Source organism: Pseudomonas sp. B21128 (assembly GCF_044218865.1).
Lineage (GTDB): Bacteria > Pseudomonadota > Gammaproteobacteria > Pseudomonadales > Pseudomonadaceae > Aquipseudomonas > Aquipseudomonas iridis.
Genome location: NZ_CP162590.1, coordinates 4,987,297 through 5,002,744 on the forward strand (window position 1 = coordinate 4,987,297; position 15,448 = coordinate 5,002,744).

23 protein-coding genes and 3 pseudogenes are annotated in these 15,448 nt (G+C 55.2%); 16 read left to right on the forward strand and 10 right to left on the reverse strand.

The window, feature by feature from the left end; translation table 11 throughout:
- Positions 1-84: 84 nt before the first annotated feature.
- Positions 85-252, reverse strand: a pseudogene (locus tag AB4P91_RS22400) (phage holin family protein); the annotation flags it as partial.
- Between the two features lie 366 nt (positions 253-618).
- On the opposite strand from AB4P91_RS22400, the gene AB4P91_RS22405 reads away from it, so the two are divergent.
- Complete coding sequence (locus AB4P91_RS22405) at positions 619-1,068, forward strand: hypothetical protein (protein WP_150594793.1); 450 nt, start codon at positions 619-621, stop codon at positions 1,066-1,068.
- Positions 1,069-1,286: 218 nt separating this feature from the next.
- Here the strand turns inward: AB4P91_RS22405 and AB4P91_RS22410 are convergent, their stop codons facing one another.
- Entirely contained in the window at positions 1,287-1,589 is a 303-nt protein-coding gene (locus AB4P91_RS22410; protein WP_395603713.1) for a hypothetical protein, read from the reverse strand.
- Between the two features lie 144 nt (positions 1,590-1,733).
- Here AB4P91_RS22410 and AB4P91_RS22415 point away from each other — a divergent pair.
- Together AB4P91_RS22415 and AB4P91_RS22420 are read left to right on the forward strand one after the other, a co-directional pair.
- Positions 1,734-1,909: pseudogene (locus AB4P91_RS22415) on the forward strand (site-specific integrase); the annotation flags it as partial.
- Positions 1,910-2,292: 383 nt separating this feature from the next.
- Positions 2,293-2,742 (forward strand): hypothetical protein, encoded by a 450-nt coding sequence (locus AB4P91_RS22420; RefSeq protein WP_395603714.1) that lies wholly within the window; start codon positions 2,293-2,295, stop codon positions 2,740-2,742.
- Between the two features lie 40 nt (positions 2,743-2,782).
- Here AB4P91_RS22420 and AB4P91_RS22425 read toward each other — a convergent pair whose 3' ends face one another.
- The 3 genes and pseudogenes from AB4P91_RS22425 to AB4P91_RS22435 form a co-directional block, all read right to left on the reverse strand.
- On the reverse strand, positions 2,783-3,445 hold the full coding sequence (locus AB4P91_RS22425; protein ID WP_395603715.1) for an SGNH/GDSL hydrolase family protein: 663 nt from the start codon (positions 3,443-3,445) through the stop codon (positions 2,783-2,785).
- 473 nt (positions 3,446-3,918) lie between these two features.
- Positions 3,919-4,344, reverse strand: a pseudogene (locus tag AB4P91_RS22430) (cell wall hydrolase).
- Between the two features lie 62 nt (positions 4,345-4,406).
- Positions 4,407-4,739: a phage tail protein gene (locus tag AB4P91_RS22435; protein ID WP_395603716.1), complete on the reverse strand. Its 333-nt coding sequence runs from the start codon at positions 4,737-4,739 to the stop codon at positions 4,407-4,409.
- A 45-nt stretch (positions 4,740-4,784) separates the two neighbouring features.
- On the opposite strand from AB4P91_RS22435, the gene AB4P91_RS22440 reads away from it, so the two are divergent.
- The 4 genes from AB4P91_RS22440 to AB4P91_RS22455 all read left to right on the forward strand — a co-directional run bounded on the left by AB4P91_RS22440 (position 4,785) and on the right by AB4P91_RS22455 (position 6,602).
- Positions 4,785-5,447 carry a lambda exonuclease family protein gene (locus AB4P91_RS22440; RefSeq protein ID WP_395603717.1) on the forward strand — a complete coding sequence of 221 codons (663 nt, stop codon included), beginning with the start codon at positions 4,785-4,787 and terminating at the stop codon, positions 5,445-5,447.
- A 2-nt stretch (positions 5,448-5,449) separates the two neighbouring features.
- Positions 5,450-5,692: a hypothetical protein gene (locus tag AB4P91_RS22445; RefSeq protein WP_395603718.1), complete on the forward strand. Its 243-nt coding sequence runs from the start codon at positions 5,450-5,452 to the stop codon at positions 5,690-5,692.
- Positions 5,689-6,153, forward strand: a complete 465-nt coding sequence (locus AB4P91_RS22450; protein WP_395603719.1) for a hypothetical protein — start codon at positions 5,689-5,691, stop codon at positions 6,151-6,153. The genes AB4P91_RS22445 and AB4P91_RS22450 overlap by 4 nt, the downstream gene beginning before the upstream one ends.
- 74 nt (positions 6,154-6,227) lie before the next feature.
- On the forward strand, positions 6,228-6,602 hold the full coding sequence (locus AB4P91_RS22455) for a hypothetical protein (protein ID WP_395603720.1): 375 nt from the start codon (positions 6,228-6,230) through the stop codon (positions 6,600-6,602).
- Here AB4P91_RS22455 and AB4P91_RS22460 read toward each other — a convergent pair.
- A complete protein-coding gene (locus AB4P91_RS22460; RefSeq protein WP_395603721.1) occupies positions 6,589-6,804 on the reverse strand; it encodes a hypothetical protein in 216 nt (71 codons plus the stop codon). The two genes, AB4P91_RS22455 and AB4P91_RS22460, sit on opposite strands and share 14 nt — an antisense overlap.
- A 95-nt stretch (positions 6,805-6,899) precedes the next feature.
- Entirely contained in the window at positions 6,900-7,373 is a 474-nt protein-coding gene (locus tag AB4P91_RS22465; protein ID WP_395603722.1) for a hypothetical protein, read from the reverse strand.
- Between the two features lie 80 nt (positions 7,374-7,453).
- Here AB4P91_RS22465 and AB4P91_RS22470 point away from each other — a divergent pair, with 80 nt between their 5' ends.
- Positions 7,454-8,404 (forward strand): phosphoadenosine phosphosulfate reductase family protein, encoded by a 951-nt coding sequence (locus AB4P91_RS22470; protein ID WP_395603723.1) that lies wholly within the window; start codon positions 7,454-7,456, stop codon positions 8,402-8,404.
- A 1-nt stretch (position 8,405) separates the two neighbouring features.
- Here the strand turns inward: AB4P91_RS22470 and AB4P91_RS22475 are convergent, their stop codons facing one another.
- Complete coding sequence (locus tag AB4P91_RS22475) at positions 8,406-9,062, reverse strand: hypothetical protein (protein WP_395603724.1); 657 nt, start codon at positions 9,060-9,062, stop codon at positions 8,406-8,408.
- Positions 9,063-9,111: 49 nt separating this feature from the next.
- Here AB4P91_RS22475 and AB4P91_RS22480 point away from each other — a divergent pair, with 49 nt between their 5' ends.
- Positions 9,112-9,693 (forward strand): hypothetical protein, encoded by a 582-nt coding sequence (locus tag AB4P91_RS22480; protein WP_395603725.1) that lies wholly within the window; start codon positions 9,112-9,114, stop codon positions 9,691-9,693.
- Positions 9,690-10,247: a hypothetical protein gene (locus tag AB4P91_RS22485; RefSeq protein WP_395603726.1), complete on the forward strand. Its 558-nt coding sequence runs from the start codon at positions 9,690-9,692 to the stop codon at positions 10,245-10,247. Before AB4P91_RS22480 ends, AB4P91_RS22485 begins: the two co-directional genes overlap by 4 nt.
- Here the strand turns inward: AB4P91_RS22485 and AB4P91_RS22490 are convergent.
- On the reverse strand, positions 10,244-10,789 hold the full coding sequence (locus tag AB4P91_RS22490; protein WP_395603727.1) for a hypothetical protein: 546 nt from the start codon (positions 10,787-10,789) through the stop codon (positions 10,244-10,246). The genes AB4P91_RS22485 and AB4P91_RS22490 overlap by 4 nt on opposite strands.
- 102 nt (positions 10,790-10,891) lie before the next feature.
- Here AB4P91_RS22490 and AB4P91_RS22495 point away from each other — a divergent pair, with 102 nt between their 5' ends.
- From AB4P91_RS22495 to AB4P91_RS22505, 3 genes are all read left to right on the forward strand, one after another.
- The gene (locus AB4P91_RS22495) at positions 10,892-11,557 is read left to right on the forward strand and encodes a hypothetical protein (protein ID WP_395603728.1); all 666 of its coding nucleotides are present in this window, start codon (positions 10,892-10,894) and stop codon (positions 11,555-11,557) included.
- A 70-nt stretch (positions 11,558-11,627) separates the two neighbouring features.
- On the forward strand, positions 11,628-11,936 hold the full coding sequence (locus tag AB4P91_RS22500) for an ead/Ea22-like family protein (RefSeq protein ID WP_047302523.1): 309 nt from the start codon (positions 11,628-11,630) through the stop codon (positions 11,934-11,936).
- A 198-nt stretch (positions 11,937-12,134) separates the two neighbouring features.
- A complete protein-coding gene (locus AB4P91_RS22505) occupies positions 12,135-12,452 on the forward strand; it encodes a hypothetical protein (RefSeq protein ID WP_395603729.1) in 318 nt (105 codons plus the stop codon).
- 72 nt (positions 12,453-12,524) lie between these two features.
- Here AB4P91_RS22505 and AB4P91_RS22510 read toward each other — a convergent pair whose 3' ends face one another.
- Positions 12,525-13,163 (reverse strand): hypothetical protein, encoded by a 639-nt coding sequence (locus AB4P91_RS22510; RefSeq protein WP_395603730.1) that lies wholly within the window; start codon positions 13,161-13,163, stop codon positions 12,525-12,527.
- Between AB4P91_RS22510 and AB4P91_RS22515 the strand changes: the two genes are divergently transcribed.
- From AB4P91_RS22515 to AB4P91_RS22525, 3 genes are all read left to right on the forward strand, one after another.
- Positions 13,148-14,332, forward strand: coding sequence for a tyrosine-type recombinase/integrase (locus AB4P91_RS22515; RefSeq protein ID WP_395603731.1), 1,185 nt, complete (start codon positions 13,148-13,150; stop codon positions 14,330-14,332). The genes AB4P91_RS22510 and AB4P91_RS22515 overlap by 16 nt on opposite strands.
- A 329-nt stretch (positions 14,333-14,661) precedes the next feature.
- Entirely contained in the window at positions 14,662-14,871 is a 210-nt protein-coding gene (locus AB4P91_RS22520) for a hypothetical protein (protein WP_016774031.1), read from the forward strand.
- Positions 14,872-14,949: 78 nt separating this feature from the next.
- Positions 14,950-15,282 carry a hypothetical protein gene (locus tag AB4P91_RS22525; protein WP_395603732.1) on the forward strand — a complete coding sequence of 111 codons (333 nt, stop codon included), beginning with the start codon at positions 14,950-14,952 and terminating at the stop codon, positions 15,280-15,282.
- Positions 15,283-15,448: the final 166 nt, after the last annotated feature.

Consider the following 15,448-nt stretch of genomic DNA (forward strand, 5'->3'; position numbering starts at 1 on the left):
CACTCAACGCAAATGGTGGTCTTGCCGTCGACGGCGTCTACCAACACCTGCTGGTAGGCACCGCGATCGGTGGCCACGTCGATCGCCGCAAATGGCGCCTACCACCAACATCTGGCGACGCCCCCCCACCGTAGGTAATCCGCAAGACGGCCATCGCGCAGGCCAGCGCAGCCGCATAGAGGATTGGCGAATGCTGGCTCTACCACGCAAGTGCTATCGCCCTGTGTCTGGTTTGTCGGGCATGTTTGGCATCTCGGTTCCTCCCCGTCAGGGAGTATGAATTCGTGAAGGTTTGGCCCGCGGATTTTAATCAGCTACGACTGCACTCCATCCTTCATGCGATGGATGTGGCGGAGCCGAAAATGAAAAAGCCCCGGCGAATGCCAAGACTCGTTGACTTCCATGAAGCGAAAAATCGTCTTCGCTACAGTCCTTGCACGAAGAAATCGCAAAGTAACTGAAATCTATAGCGGTCTTTGGCCCGCCAACAACTTTGGCGACGAAGCTTATGACCAATCTGTAGGGTATGTGTAATATTACGCTGCCATCAGTTCCCTGCTGATCGAGCGCTTTGGAAAGCGCCGGAAACAACCAATGCTTTCAAGAATGGAGTTATAAATGCGCAAGCTATTCGCCTTTGCACTTGCATCTGCCCTGTCTTTTTCCGCCCAAGCCAACGAGTGGCGGCAGTTCACCTCAACGATGTACGTTCTCGACCCGGCCGGCGAGCAACCGTTGCTTGCGATGGCAAGCTTGTTTCAAGGAGAACACGTGGTCATGAATTTGGTGGACTTGTCGGGGGCATTTTGTGAAAAAGGGGAAAACTCTAATCCTAGACCCGCGGGCCCTTTTCAAATAAACGGCACCAATGTGAAATTCGTTCAAGCCTGCCTCGGTGGGAAAAGAGTTCTTTCTCCGGAGACTGAAAAAGGAAAGGCCTTCTTGGCCAACGCAATCCTCGGCGGCCCAGCAACCGTTGTGATTGAGGGCGGCGACGTCGTCAAGTTCTCTTCAGAAAACTTTGAGTCTGCGAAAAAGGCAATGCTCGATACCAATTCGGCACTCTGATCCAAAGAATGATCCAGGAGGCGCCGAGCAGGATTGATGCTCAGCGTCTTCGGCTTTAAATTCCGTGCCACCCTGCAGCATTGTGAGGTCAGGGTGCGCGGGCTGCCGGTGTTCATTGCGTACGTCGTACTCTCCGGCAATCGACGTCCAGGCCTTCCCGAGGGCTGTCCTGGCCATAAAAAAGCCCGCACTTGGCGGGCAATGGGAAGTCGTACTTTTCAAGCGCCGGATTCAGGATCGCTCGCAGGAATGGAGCGAGGCTCATTATCTTCGTCGCTTTGATCATTCATTGGCTGATCAGCATCAGAATCCGCGCCACCATTGTCACGCCCCGTCTGGGCGTCCTGGTCAGAACCTGGGTTTCCAGGTGGAGGATTCCAATCTTCTGGTCTCTCTTCAGTGCCCTGCTTGGGCTCAGACACAGCCTGCTCAAGACCGGAATCATGAACTTCGCCAGAGTCGGGTGCTTTCTCGTCTGGCCCCGGATATGGCGCTTCAGGGCCGTTGTTGTCGTCAATCATTATTCTCTCCTTTCAGACGCGCAGGGCTGCGCTTACTACTGAGAGAAGTTTCGAAAACACGGAGTGCAATCTCTTCGACGAGCGGCCGTAAAAAAGCCCCTGCACTCACCGCACCTGAAACCACACCGCCAAGCATCTGAAGGGGATTGGGAAATTTCGGTGCCGGAGCTCGGCACCAGCGTGTTGCTGATCCCGGCTGACTTTGGCAGCAGACACAAACGGGCTGGCGTGAAGAATGGCGACGAGCGCTGGTAGTGCTGAACAGCGTTGCCAAGTCGATCATTGATAAGCAGCGCGGCCTGAACAAGGAATGGGTTTTTTCACGAGTCATCGTTCAATAGCCTACATGCCGTTGCAGTGAAATTTACAGAATTATCGAATGACGAAGCGGGGGCAAAACCCAAGGACATCATAAATTTGATGAACTACGCACGAAACCGAACCAAGCACATCGATCGGGAAGGCGACGACGATGTGTATTTTGGTCCTAAAAGCGAAGCTTTCGATATTTTGGACCGTGCAATAACGAATTTTTATACGCTAATGCAGTACTTCGATCTTCGCGAAACTGAAAATCTTTGCAGGTTTAATGCGGAGCGAGTCGCGCCCGATACATAACGTAAGACAGCTCGTCGTCTCACGCTCGCTCGCCTGACTCGGCTCGATTACTGTATATGCAGACAGTATTCAGCAAGGCATGCCCGTGGATCCCCTCTTTATAGAAGACACCGACGATTGGCTCGGCACCCCGACTTCGCTCGAAACCTGCCGGCACCAGCTCAGGATGTCCGAAAACGAATTCGAAATGCTCACAATCAAGCTCGAGCGAGCTCTTGAAAATGTTGAGGGTTTGGTTCGAGACAACGGTGCGCTCACCCAGGAGAGAAATTCTCTCAGGGCAAAGCTTCAGTACGCCGAGGGGGATTTACGAGCGAAAGACGCAGATTCGCTGACGTTTCGCATCAGAGAGACCATCTCTTCCAAGAAAACCAACGCCTACTCATGGAGCGCAGCGATAGCGAGAAGGAGTAAATCGGCTGCACGGTCAGGGCACATCCTTGAAGAACAGATGGTGACCGAGCCTCAGGGTCTGAGTGGCACCCTTCACCAAGTCGCCGCCTTCGTAATAACGGTCATACTTTTCTCGAGGTAAAAAACCCCGCACTTGGCGGGGGTCGATAGACGTTCAGCAACTAGAGCTCGGGCTCGATACTCTGAACCACTGACTTGGCCAGTTCTGCATAACCCGGCTCTGTGTAATGGACATCGGTATCAGATTCGCGCATTTCAAAAGGGAGTTTTGCTGATACGGCGTTGAGGTCATTCACCTTGATATCAAAACGCCTCATCACAGCTTTAGCGGCGCGATTGTATCGTTCGACATCGCCTGCATAACGACCAGGCTCATTCGCTGGGACAACGGTAGTATTCTGGAAAATCACTTTGGCGCCGGTTTTCTTCAGGCGCTCAGCGATCCGTGTCAGATTCTGCTCATACTGATCAAAAGGAACCGCGATGGACCCGTTTACCTTGTCCCGGTTTTCTTGGGTAATAGGCCCAGGCCGGCGGTAGCACAGATCCCATAGACCGAAATTGAAGCTGATCATGTCCCACTTCTCAGAACCAATCCACGCATCAATGTTTTTCACGCCATTGAGCGAGTCTTGAGAGTTACCGATGCTGTGCACAATGACCGCGCGGTCGTTCAGTGCCTTCTCGACAAAAGGTGTGTAACCGAGGGAAATAGAATCGCCAATTATGAGCACCCGCTCTTTCTCATTAGCAGCGACCTCACCACTGATGACCAAAAGCATCAACGCTGCGATGAAAAAATTCTTGAGGGCGTCACCTATCACTAAAAGTCTCCATATTATTTGATCGAGCGTGGGATAGACCCAAGACCAACAAAGGATAGCTTTAACCGGACGCCGATAAAAGGTTCACTTATATCTCGCTGGTTTCTCAATCAATAAATCACAATGGAAAGCTTAAAGAGTCCCTACTGAATCAAAATCCACTTCACTACCGCTGCAATCCAATCGAGCACACAGCGCTGATATCGGCACCGTTACTAGACGCACTTAATGATCAGAAAAAATCACAGAGGTAGCCTGGTAGCATCAAGCGGCTGACGAATTTTCTCGTCAACCACGAAAGGCGCGAAATGCTCAAGTAGTCGAGTCGCGACCAGGCAAAACAGAAGTTGTCGGCTTTCCGTCAGTGCGGGCAGCGGTGCTACGGACTCAGACTGGAGCGACCAGCCACGAAGGTGCTGTAACAGTCAAATCGACCGTCTGTAGCGCTTTACAGTAAGCACGCCATGCTTCGATCACGGCACATCCTTGAAAAAGACGTGGTGACCTAGCTTCAGGGTCTGACTAGCTCCTTTTACCCAAGCCGGCGCCTTCGGCATGGTGGACGCGTAATAGTGCGTGGCGCCGCCGGTAGGGTCTGCCCCCTTGCCATCGAGCACCTGGTCAGCCGCGACCCGGCACTGCGCCAACTCTCGAAAGGGGATCTGCTTCACGCCGATAAGGAACTGATAGTTCGGGTCTGTCTTGTTTCAGCAGCTGAACTGGTACTTCGCCTGGCAGACTCCAGCGTAGCCCTCGCCCCACCACGATTTTTCCTTGCCATCGAACACGCGATTTCGGATCGTCCAAGCGACGGCCACTTGGCCGGCCGTTCCTTCCCCGCGCGCCTCACCCCACAAGGTGCGGGCGAGGATGTCGCGGTCTCTTTCGGTAACGGTCATAACTTTTCTCCAGGCAAAAATAAACCCGCTCGATGGCGGGTGCGTGCGGCGACATCAAGGCGCTAAATCACGTCGGCAACCCGTGCCTCTGGACTGGCCGCAATCGTTGGGATCGCTGGCTCAACCGGCCAGACCGGCGCGGCGTACCAGGTAGGCTGCGCAGTGACTTTGCCTAGCGCGAACTTATATCCCTTCCAAGCCTTCAGGTTGATCAGCAGCGCCGCCTGCTCAGATTCGTCCTCTTCAGTGGCTTCGCCGGCGTCGATGCCATATCCGAGTGTGTCTACCCGATCTTGGATGCGAGCGATCTGCACCACCGCCAAACTGTTAAGAGCCGCCAACCCAATCTTGGATGCAGCGAGCGCTTCAACCGTCGATGCTGATTTCACCGACATGACTGGCACCGGCGACGACCTGTCTCAGGTCGAGGAAGCGGCGTAGTGAGAACCGAACTTCAAGGCACTGAAAAGTGGCATGCAGACCGATCCGGTCGAGTGACTGCTAGTCGATTCAAAGCTGTGATCGCTAGGGGGAAGCCTGACAAAAATGGGAAGCGCGAGCCGATGGGCGCGCGCACCTCCTACATGCGCGAGCTGTGCTTCGAACGACTGGCGAAGAAGTCCAAGCACAACGTCAGCAGCGCCTCCATGAAGTGGGGCCACACGGAAGAACAGAAGGCTCAAGACGCCTACGAGATGCTGACAGGAAACATTGTTGTGCCGTCGGAATTCATCGTTCACCCGAAGTATGACTGGCTCGGCTGCTCGCCAGACGGCCTGATAAACGACGACGGTGGTACCGAATCAAAGTGCCCTTTCAATGAAGCGATCCACGTCAGGACTTGGCTGGAGGGCATGCCCGAGGAACATATGCCGCAGATTCAGGGCTGCATGTTCGTAACGGGCAGGCAATGGTGGGACTTTCTGTCCTTCGATTCTCGCCAAGACGAGGAATGTCAGCTCTACATCGAAACGATTTACCGCGACGAAGACTACATCGCCAACCTTCACAGAGAGCTCGTCCAATTCAACCTGGAGCTGAACCGCATGGTTGATGAGGTCGCGGACAAAGCACGGGCACAAGCCCATAGATTAGGAGCTTGAGCATGATCAGCAACCACCTCAACGCAGTTCGAGCCAAACAGGCAGAGTCAGCCCGAATCGAGGAAGCGATGGCTGACTTCTGGACGCGGCCCGGCGCCAGCTTCAAAGAGCTGCCAAGCGCCCGCATGAAGCCAAATCCTCCGCGCTCTAACAAAATAGACCCTGAAACGCTCCTCAAGCGGCGCCCGAAGCCGATATCGGCATCCGACCGAAAGGCTCTGCGCAAAATGGCGGACTCGCTATGAAGTCGAAACGCAAACCCAACAACGGTTTCGCTCGGGCTGAACGCAGTTGCCGATCGCTGCTGCGAACCAATCACGTCGCGGTGGTGAACATTGATCCCAGCGGCAGCCAGATCATCGCGAACTGGAAGAGCTGCCGGCAGATCCGCAGTCTGGCGATCGCCAACGCCATCTTCGACTTCTCCTATCGCTGGACGATCTACATCGGCGCCATGTGTCGCGACGAGCGCGGCGCCGAGTACATCAAGTCGGTCGAGATCTCGCCAGAAGGTATCTACAAGGCCGAGCGCCTTACCGACGCCATCGAGCATTACTACCTGGAGCTGCGCAACAGCGCGAACCCGGCCCATCTGGTCGCTTCAGGCTGGATCGCCATTCCGGACGAAGTTTCGATGGATGAAGCCCAAGCCGCGAAGCTGTTCTACGCAGCCGGCGCCTGGCATCAGGTGAAGGTAGCTGCGTGAGACGTTCCAGACCCCAACAACGCAAACGACAGACCTGGCTGGACTTGCCGCCAGCGGAATTGAAGAGGTAGGCCATGGCCGAAGAACAGCAGCTCCCGACGGAAGAGCCGCAGCCGACAGCGGAAGCCATCAAGCAGCGCAAGAAGCGCGAGAAGGCAGCAGCAAAGGACGCTGCATTGGGCGTAGAGAAATTTACGGTCGAGGTGGCCGGGGTGTTCAAGCCTGACCTGAAGGCAGTCATGAAGGTCCACGGCATCAACAACCAGCAGGAGATTTACCAGCTGCTCCTGATGAACCTGATTGCCGCCGACTTCGATACCGCCGCAAAGATGCTCAAGTGTGTCACGACACCTTTTGTTGTTACTGAAAAGGTGTCGCGAGCATTTTATAACCAGAGCACGCTGATGATTCAACAGGATCCTGGCGATGAGCTGATTATTCCAGAGTAATTTGTCCTGAATGAAATTTCCGCCAGAACTCTTCAAGCTCATGCATTGCGACCATCAGTTCTTCCTGAACCCTTGCGAATTCCTCATCGCGGCCAGGACGATTAGGATCGTCGTGCTTTGCATACCTATTAGATGCTTCGGCCTTCGTCATCATTTCACGAACCAAACGGCCATACTCGTCGAGCCACTCACGCTTATTCATTATTCCTCCCTGTCCCCGGCTCCATGCCGGTCACCCGTAATACCCCAGCCCAAACCAAATTGCCACCACCGATCACGGAGGGCGGCGCCTTTCACTCAAAACCACCCTAGGCAGTTACGCCTGGAAAGATCGATCAACGAAGCCTGGAGCTTTTCAGCTTTGATGCGCGCCTCCCTTACGTATTCATGCGCGTCATGAGTCGATGAGTCTTCGATAAGTGCGAAGAGTTTCTTTTGCAATCCCGTCCAACGGTTTGAGGTTTCGTCGAACTCCTCTTCAGTAAAAAGCATTTCCAACATGATGATGTCTGTTGCGAGCTTGTACCTCGCGATGGGCCAGTTGGTATCGAGCTCTTGTTTTTCATGCTTGGTCAATCCGTGAACTTGGTGCTCACCATTTACCTCGCTGTCCAAAAAACGGTGAATCAAATCCGTTTTTTCCAGAGCTGAGCCGATCCGCTCGTAGCGTTCAGTCCATAGTTTCTCTCGTTTTGTTCTGACGATCGCGAAGTAGGCGCCTACCGCCGCGCCGGCGATCGCCAATATAAGCGGCACCCAAAAAGTAACCATTCCACGTCCGTCCTCGAAAATATTCTTGGACGAACAAATACCCCACTTATACGAATCACGCCAGCCGGCGAGGATCCCCTATGCCTACTCACAACATCGTCAGCATGAGCGGCGGTAAAGACAGCACGGCTACGCTGCTGGTCGCCCGCGAGCTGGAGGTGCCGAACCTCAGCGCTGTAGTGGCTGACACCGGGCATGAGCATCCAGAGACGTACGACTACATCCACTACCTGGCTGAAGCCACTGGCGTTGCTATCCGGTGGGTGAAGGCCGACTTCTCCAGGCAGATCGCCGGCAAGCGCAAATTCATCGAGACCAAGTGGCGCGAAAAGGGTGTGGCGGAATCCGTGGTGCTGGGCGCTCTGGAAGTTCTGCACCCAACCGGTAATCCGTTTCTGGACTTGTGCTTATGGAAAGGCAGATTCCCCAGCACCAAAGCCCGCTTCTGCACCGACGAGCTGAAGCGCAACCCCATCATCGAGCAGGTGTACCTGCCGCTCATGGACGGCGAGAACATGTTGCTGTCCTGGCAGGGTGTTCGGGCCGATGAATCGCCGGCCCGCAAGTACCTGCCAGAGTGCGATGAGGTTGGAGGGGGCCTGTTTAACTACCGGCCGATCTTGAAGTGGACGGTTGATTCGGTCTTCGAGGCTCACCGCGCAGCGGGCATCAAGCCGAACCCTCTCTACTTACAAGGCTGCAATCGCGTTGGCTGTATGCCATGCATCATGTGTGCGAAAGACGAACTCAGGCAAATCGCCGCCAGGTGGCCAGACGAAGTTGACCGCGTGCGCGAGTGGGAACGACTGGTGAGCATTGCCAGCAAACGTGGAGCGGCCACGTTCTTCGCCACCGTGACCGACCCCACCGTCAGATCGGATGACAAGGTGAGCGCCGTAACGCACGGCATTGACCGGATCGTCGATTGGAGCAACACCGCACGCGGCGGCCGCCAGTTCGACATGGTCGACCTTATTGCGCGCACCGACAGTCATAACAGTTGCTCTTCAGCCTACGGGCTCTGCGAGTAAATCAACTTATCAATTTTGGTTTAAGATACTCTTCAAGCTTGGTTAAAGCCAAGATCAACTCTTTCTTAAATTCGTCTTCACCTTCAAGCGGCAACTCATATAGTACATCGCGACGCTTAGTCAACATATTCCGATAGGACTTGATCATATCATCACTCTCATCAGGATTCATCGTAACTAGATGTGCTCTTACGTACGTCCACAATTCATGGATGAGAGTAATTATCGGATCGTACAAAGATTTTAGATTTTCACCCCACACCACTTCGCTTTCTAAAATCTCCCCTCGTAAGCGATTCCGAACTTCATCGAGAGGTACGAAACGCTGCTGATAGCTATACGCGGTATGTTTGTAGCTTACCTGCTGAAAGTTTAGCCCTGCGAGCTGCTCCGGAGGTATTGCCGACTCGTTAATTAGCATTACAGGACTTCTCAAGGCACTAACGCAGTCTCGAAGATTATAAAGGTCGAGTAACAGGCGTCGAGAAAGATCATGATCTGATGCGCCCTTGCTTTGTCTTCGCCAAGTCTTAAGGCCTTCAAAACCGATCCATCCTGCCACGCCAACTCCAGCGGCACTTACTAGCGTACTAATTATCCCGAACACATCTTTAGTCAATTCCCAATCGGCATCCGTGATCGCAAAACATATAGACATTGTCGTCTTCCCTAATTAGCTGACTGCACTATAACCGCGAGGTATTCCTATGCCCACAGAAAACAAACCGGCCGAGCCGCTGAAGGTTGAGCGCTCGGCAGGCACGAAGCTGGTTATCACCGGCGCGAAGAATCTCGATCGAATCACTGTCTTCCTCGAAGACCTCGCACCTAAACAAGGCAAGATCACGGTCAGCTGTTGGGGCAAGAGCTGGACGGCTTACTGGGGTGGCATGTGGGACGGCCACACCATGGCGCAGTTTTTCTGCGAGTTGAACACCTGCTATATCATCGGTTACTTCGACCAAGACCTGAGATCACGACAATTCAGCGGTGATGCTCTTGCAAACGAAGCGCAGCGCTTGGTGCTGAAAGAGCGACGTCGATTCGGCTACACGTCGTACGAAGCGCGTGAAATGTTCGACGCGGCAGAGGATCTGCGCGAATCGCCTTCGATTGATCATCTCCACGGCGCCCACGGCGAGCTGATGACCAAGCTGTTCGGCGACGAGTGGTGGCACATGACGAGCGATGCCACCGAGCCGAATCCTGATTACGACTACCTCAAGCGAATCATCCTCGCTGTTCAGCAGGCGCTTCGCCAAGAACAGCGGCAGCAGGAGGCAGCATGATCAATCTCTTCTGGCGAATCATCGCCAAGGCACTCGCGCGCCCGGCCATCGCCGACTGGCTCATCGCCCGCGCCAAGCGCACCCCGTACCAGCACATCATGTCTGCCGATGGCACCGAGATGTACATGGGCCGCTGGTGGCTGTTCAACCCGTACAGCCGGGAGACGCACAAGCCGGCGCACTGGTGGTGCCCGTGGTCGTTCCGCATTCACCACATCATGCGTCCGGATGAAGATCGGGATCTGCACGATCACCCGTGGAACGCCAGGACGTTCATTTTGCGCGGCTGTTACACAGAGCAGCGCTTGCTTGATCACGACGACCCGGCACTGTGCGGACTGAATGTCCCGGCCAGCGCCCAAACCACCGAATACATCGACCGCCAACCAGGTGACACCGCGCAACTGCTGCACGGCGAATACCACCGGATCGACAAGGTTTTCCACGAAGGCGTTGTCACTCTCTTCATCACCAGCAAGTGGCGCGGTGACTGGGGATTCCTCGTAAACGGAGTGAAGGTGCCTTGGCGCACCTACACCGGGACTGACAACTAATTTGTTTTGGGATTATGTATCGCTCCAAACACTACAGCGCCACCCATGATGCTGCTCTCTCCGTAGTAGATGGTAATCAAGGTCTCTAACTTCTCAGCGGAGGTGTCCGATTTCTTAAATTTTTCATACCAAGTTGATACCGCCTCACACATATCCGTGCAAAACGTTGCGACGTCCAACTGCAATACTCCATTTATACGATTGCAATGGGTAGACCCAGTTGTGAAATGGATACTAGTTAAGATTGATTTAACTCTCTGCCCAGTCAAATCAGCTTCACCTTGGTGAAGCATTGCACAGCGCAGGGCGTAGCATGAATCGCCTGACATGAAAATATCCGTCTGCCCCGAGTGTGGGCGGAAGATCGAATACTTCGGCCCCATAAACTCGTTGAACCAAGATCCATATTTTTTACCGTTAGTTTTATCGTTCTCAGACGACAGCCTTGCGCATATATCTGGCATCGTTAGAGACATGAATAACGCACCATAGAAATTTCCAACCTCAACAGACTTGAGTATTGCTCCAGTAAATCGCTCCATGTATTAATCCCCCAAATTAAAGAACCTTGATGCTAGCTGATTCTCCGCGCTACGCATCGCTCCCCCTTCAAAGTCAGCCGCTATATCGGCAAAGGAACAGTCATGCCTGAAATCAAGGAACGGCCGATCTTGTTCTCGGCCCCGATGGTGCGCGCCATCTTGGAGGGCCGGAAGACGGTCACGCGGCGGCCGGTGACCAAACGTGCAGCGCTGGATTGCTTGGCTGCTGGGTTTGAGCCTTCCTTTCTGGCGCTGCCTGGCAATGCTGACCTTTGCCCCTACGGCAAGCCCGGCGACCGGCTGTGGGTTCGCGAGAGTTGGTGGCAGGCTGGCGACTGGCAGGCTACATACCCCGAAGACGACACCGGTGCCTGGTTCGGCAGCAAGAGGGTTGTTTACTCGGCTGACGGCGCACCACCAGACGAGCCCAACACCAGCTACCCAAACGGCTTGCGCAACGGCGCTTACTCAGCGGCGGCCCCGAACAAGATCTGGCGTCACCGGCCAAGCATCCACATGAACCGCTGGGCCTGCCGCATCCTGTTGGAGATCACCGCCGTCCGCGTCGAGCGGTTGCAGGACATCAGCCGCGCCGATATCCGAGCAGAAGGCTTGCAATGCCCACCGGAACTGGCCAGCGATGATGTGTCGCCCAACTACCGAGATTGGTATCCGGCGGCATGGCGTGAGTTGTGGGAGTCCACCGCCGGCAATTGGGACGCGAACCCGTGGGTCTGGGTCGTCGAATTCAAGAAGGTGACGCCATGATGCTCAAAGCCGCAGCCATAAGCGCCTGCCTCTGGGGCTTGATCTTCCTCTCTGTTGCAGCGGTGACCTCATGAGCGACCATTCAAAACTAAAAGAGCTGGCCGAGGCCGCAACGCCCGGGCCATGGGATCGCAGCGACGGCAACGAAGTCAGCGTTTCGTACGAAGGTGATGAAGCCTACTGGTCGTGGGAGAACGCTGGTCCGGCGCAGTTGCATGGTTCTGGCACTCAGCCACTCGCCGACGCCGACTTCATTGCAGCCGCTAATCCTGCCGCAGTCTTGGCCCTCATCGCCGAGAACGAAGAGCTGCGGAAGGAACGAGACAACCTGCGCGAAGACCGCGACGGCCTACTCGAAGCAGGAGCGCATCTACTATGATCCTCGCCACCCTTTTCATGATCCAGCACATCTACCGAGGGCCGTGGCGATGAACCACCAACCCAAAGGTGGCATGTGCGCCACCTGTGCCCACGCACACCGCAATTGCAGCCACCTCCCCTTCAGCACCATGCCGCCGCTTTCGAACGACGGCCAGACAGTGATCGTGCGCTGCACTGACTTCCAGAGGCGCGAGCGATGAACCGTATGGTCAGCGTCCGCACCGAGGAACTGACCGGCCCTGCGCTGGACTGGGCAATCTACGCGATCGAGGGTGACCAGCAGCCCGACACCGGTCAGCTGGATCTCTTCGCCCTGCCCGACGCCGAGCAACTGATCACGAAGTACGGCATCTGGGTCGATGCTGGCCACCATCAGCCTTGGTTGGCCGACGCAACCAACGATCCGTTCAACCGCCAGCCCGGCGAAACCCGAACCATCGCGGTGTTCCGCGCCGTGGTCTTCGCCAAGCGCGGCGCCGCGGTGAAAGTGCCCGCCGAACTGATTCAGCAATAACCCCAACCACTCAACAGCCTGCCGGTGTACGGCGGGCGAGGAATCTGCATGCCAAAAGTAATGCGATCGGTCTCAGATCCAGGCGCGGAACACGGTTTCCGACTTGAGCCTGCAACATATGAACAGGCCGAAGCGGCAGCAGGGTTCAGGCTTGATCGTCGGCGCAAGTACTGGATCACCGAAGACGGCGATGTCGAGGAAGAAGGCGTTGTGACCCTGTCCTGTAGCGGGTGCAGTTGCGGATGTGAGGGTGGCTGCAGTTGCGGTCCATCGTCCGGATGCAGCGAGTGCGGCTACACGGGCAGGCGGCGCTTTCACTTCGGGTACCCCGCTCAATCCCCCGAGCAGCGAAAAGAACTTCGAAACCTTTAACCACCTTCTGCCGCCACGCGCGGCATGGAGCAATAACTCATGACAAATCGAAGCGCGGCCCAGGTCGCGCCCATCCTCCCGCGCTTCATTCGCGCCGGGGAAGCATACGGCTACCTCGGCATGTGCCGGGAGGAATTCAACAAAACGGTGCGGCCAAACGTCCGCGAATTCCCGATCGGGAAACAAGGCGTCGGCTTCGACCGAATCGAGCTTGATGAGTGGGCCGATCGCTACATCGAGACCATGGCAATTGAAAAGGCCGCCAATCAGGACAACAATCGCCCTCGCAGCGAGCGCCAGGGTAAGAAGAAAGGAGCAACGCCGTGGCCCAAAAAGCAATCACCGGTCTCCAGCAAATGCCGAACGGCATCTGGAAGATCGACAAAAAGTACAGAGGAGAACGAATTCAAGAGAGTACTGGCACTTGTAACCGCGCCGAAGCAGAGCAGTACCTGATTCACAAGCTGGAGCAGTTGCGCCAGCAGAAGGTATACGGCGTCCGGCGGGTCAGGACGTGGCGGGAGGCGGCAACTCGCTTCCTGTTGGAAGTGAAGGATCAGGCTTCAATTCACATCTCGGCCACCTATATGGAGCAGCTCGACCCGTTCATTGGCGATATGCCGCTGACCCACATCGATGACGATGCCCTCGCGCCTTACATCCAGTCGAAGCTGAATCCAGCGGTAGGGAAACCGGTCACGAACCGGACAGTGAATATCGCGCTTCAACGGGTCATCCGCGTGTTGAACCTTTGCGCGCGAAAGTGGCGTGACGAGGAGCGACGGCCGCTGCTGGACGTGGTGCCGATGATTTCCCTGCTGGACGAGACGACGAACAGCCGAAAGCCCTACCCGCTTTCATGGGAAGAGCAGTCGATCTTGTTCGCCGAACTCCCGGCGCACCTTCAGACCATGGCTATGTTCAAGGTCAATACAGGTTGCCGGGAGCAGGAAGTTTGCAAGCTTCAGTGGAATTGGGAGATTGCGGTACCTGAGCTAGGAACGAGCGTGTTCCTGATACCTGCGGGATTTGGGGGTAGAAGCGCCAGGTCTGGCGTGAAGAACCGAGACGAGCGTCTGGTCGTGATGAATGACGTTGCCAAGTCAGTGATCGAGAAGCAGCGCGGCAAGCATCCGCTCTACGTGTTCCCGTTTGGCAAGCCAGATGGTGATGGGAATGAAACGACGGTTCATCGCATGAATGACTCGGCCTGGAAGAAGGCGCGGATCCGAGCGGCGAAGAAGTGGCAGGAGAAATTCTTGCGGCCGGCACATGACGGCTTTGCCAGAATCCGAATTCACGACTTGAAGCACACCTTTGGGAGAAGGCTGCGTGCAGCTGGCGTGACTGAGGAGGATCGGAAAGCGCTGCTCGGCCACAAGAACGGAAGCATCACCAGTCACTACTCGGCGGCGGAATTGGATCAGCTCATTGCGGCGGCAAATAAGGTATCAGCAACCGACTCACGCGCACCAGCGTTGACGATTCTGAAAAGGAGGGAGGCATGAAGAAAAGGCCAGGGTCACTTGAAAAGTCACTATGGCAAAAACAACAAAGCCGCTCGAAAGCGGCTAAGTCATTGAAATATATGGTCGGGACGGAGTGATTCGAACACTCGACCCCTAGCACCCCATGCTTGCAGAAGTGCTAAAAAGCTATACGGAACAGTCCTTTGGAACGGCGCCCACTGCAATCGATGCCTAACCGTGACTAACCGTATTTCACGAATCCCCGCAAAAGTCCCTACAGGCTTTCGACTGGAAAGTCCCTGCGCTACGGCGTCCTGCCGACCGAACACTTCCCTGCTACGCTGGTTTCGTCCAAGGAGGAAACCAAAATGCCAAACTCAGACCTACTCCCTTCCCTGCTCTTCAAGATCAACGAAAATCAACTCGCCCTGGAAGCCGCCATCATGGAGCTGTCAAATTGGGTCGAGCAGCGCGGATCGGCCGATGTGGCTGAGAATGTTCGCGGCGCGCTCTGGGCAATCGACAAGAACGAAGAGTTCATCAAGATGACGCTCGCCGTTTTGATGACGCCCGACTGACTGTTCGTCGCTTCCCCCTCGCCCGCTCCCTGCGCCTCGAGTACTGTATATGCAACCAGTATCAAGCAAGGCATGCCCGTGGATTCCCTCTATATAGAAGACACCGACGATTGGCTCGGTACCCCGACTTCGCTCGAAACCTGCCGTCACCAGATCAGGATGTACGAAAACGAATTCGAAATGCTCACCCTCAAACTCGATCGGGCACTTGACAATATTGATGGCTTGGTTCGTGACAATGACGCGCTCACCCTGGAGAGAAACTCTCTCAGGGCAAAGCTTCAGTACGCCGAGGGGGATTTACTGAGCGAAAGACGTCGATTTGCGGATGTGGAGCACCAGAGAGACCACCTCTTCCGAGAAAATCAACGGCTGCTAAGAGAGATTCGCGTTAGTGAGGAGGAGGAGTGAGCGCACGCACATCAGTGAAAAAGTAGTGGTGATCTCGTTTGCGGTGTCACAGCCTGGGATGCCGCATAAGAACGGAACAAGGCCTTTAAAATCAAGGCCTTGAGCCGTAAATCAGCACTGAAAACCACGCTATTTTGCGACTCTTCAGAACCCAATAAACATTGGT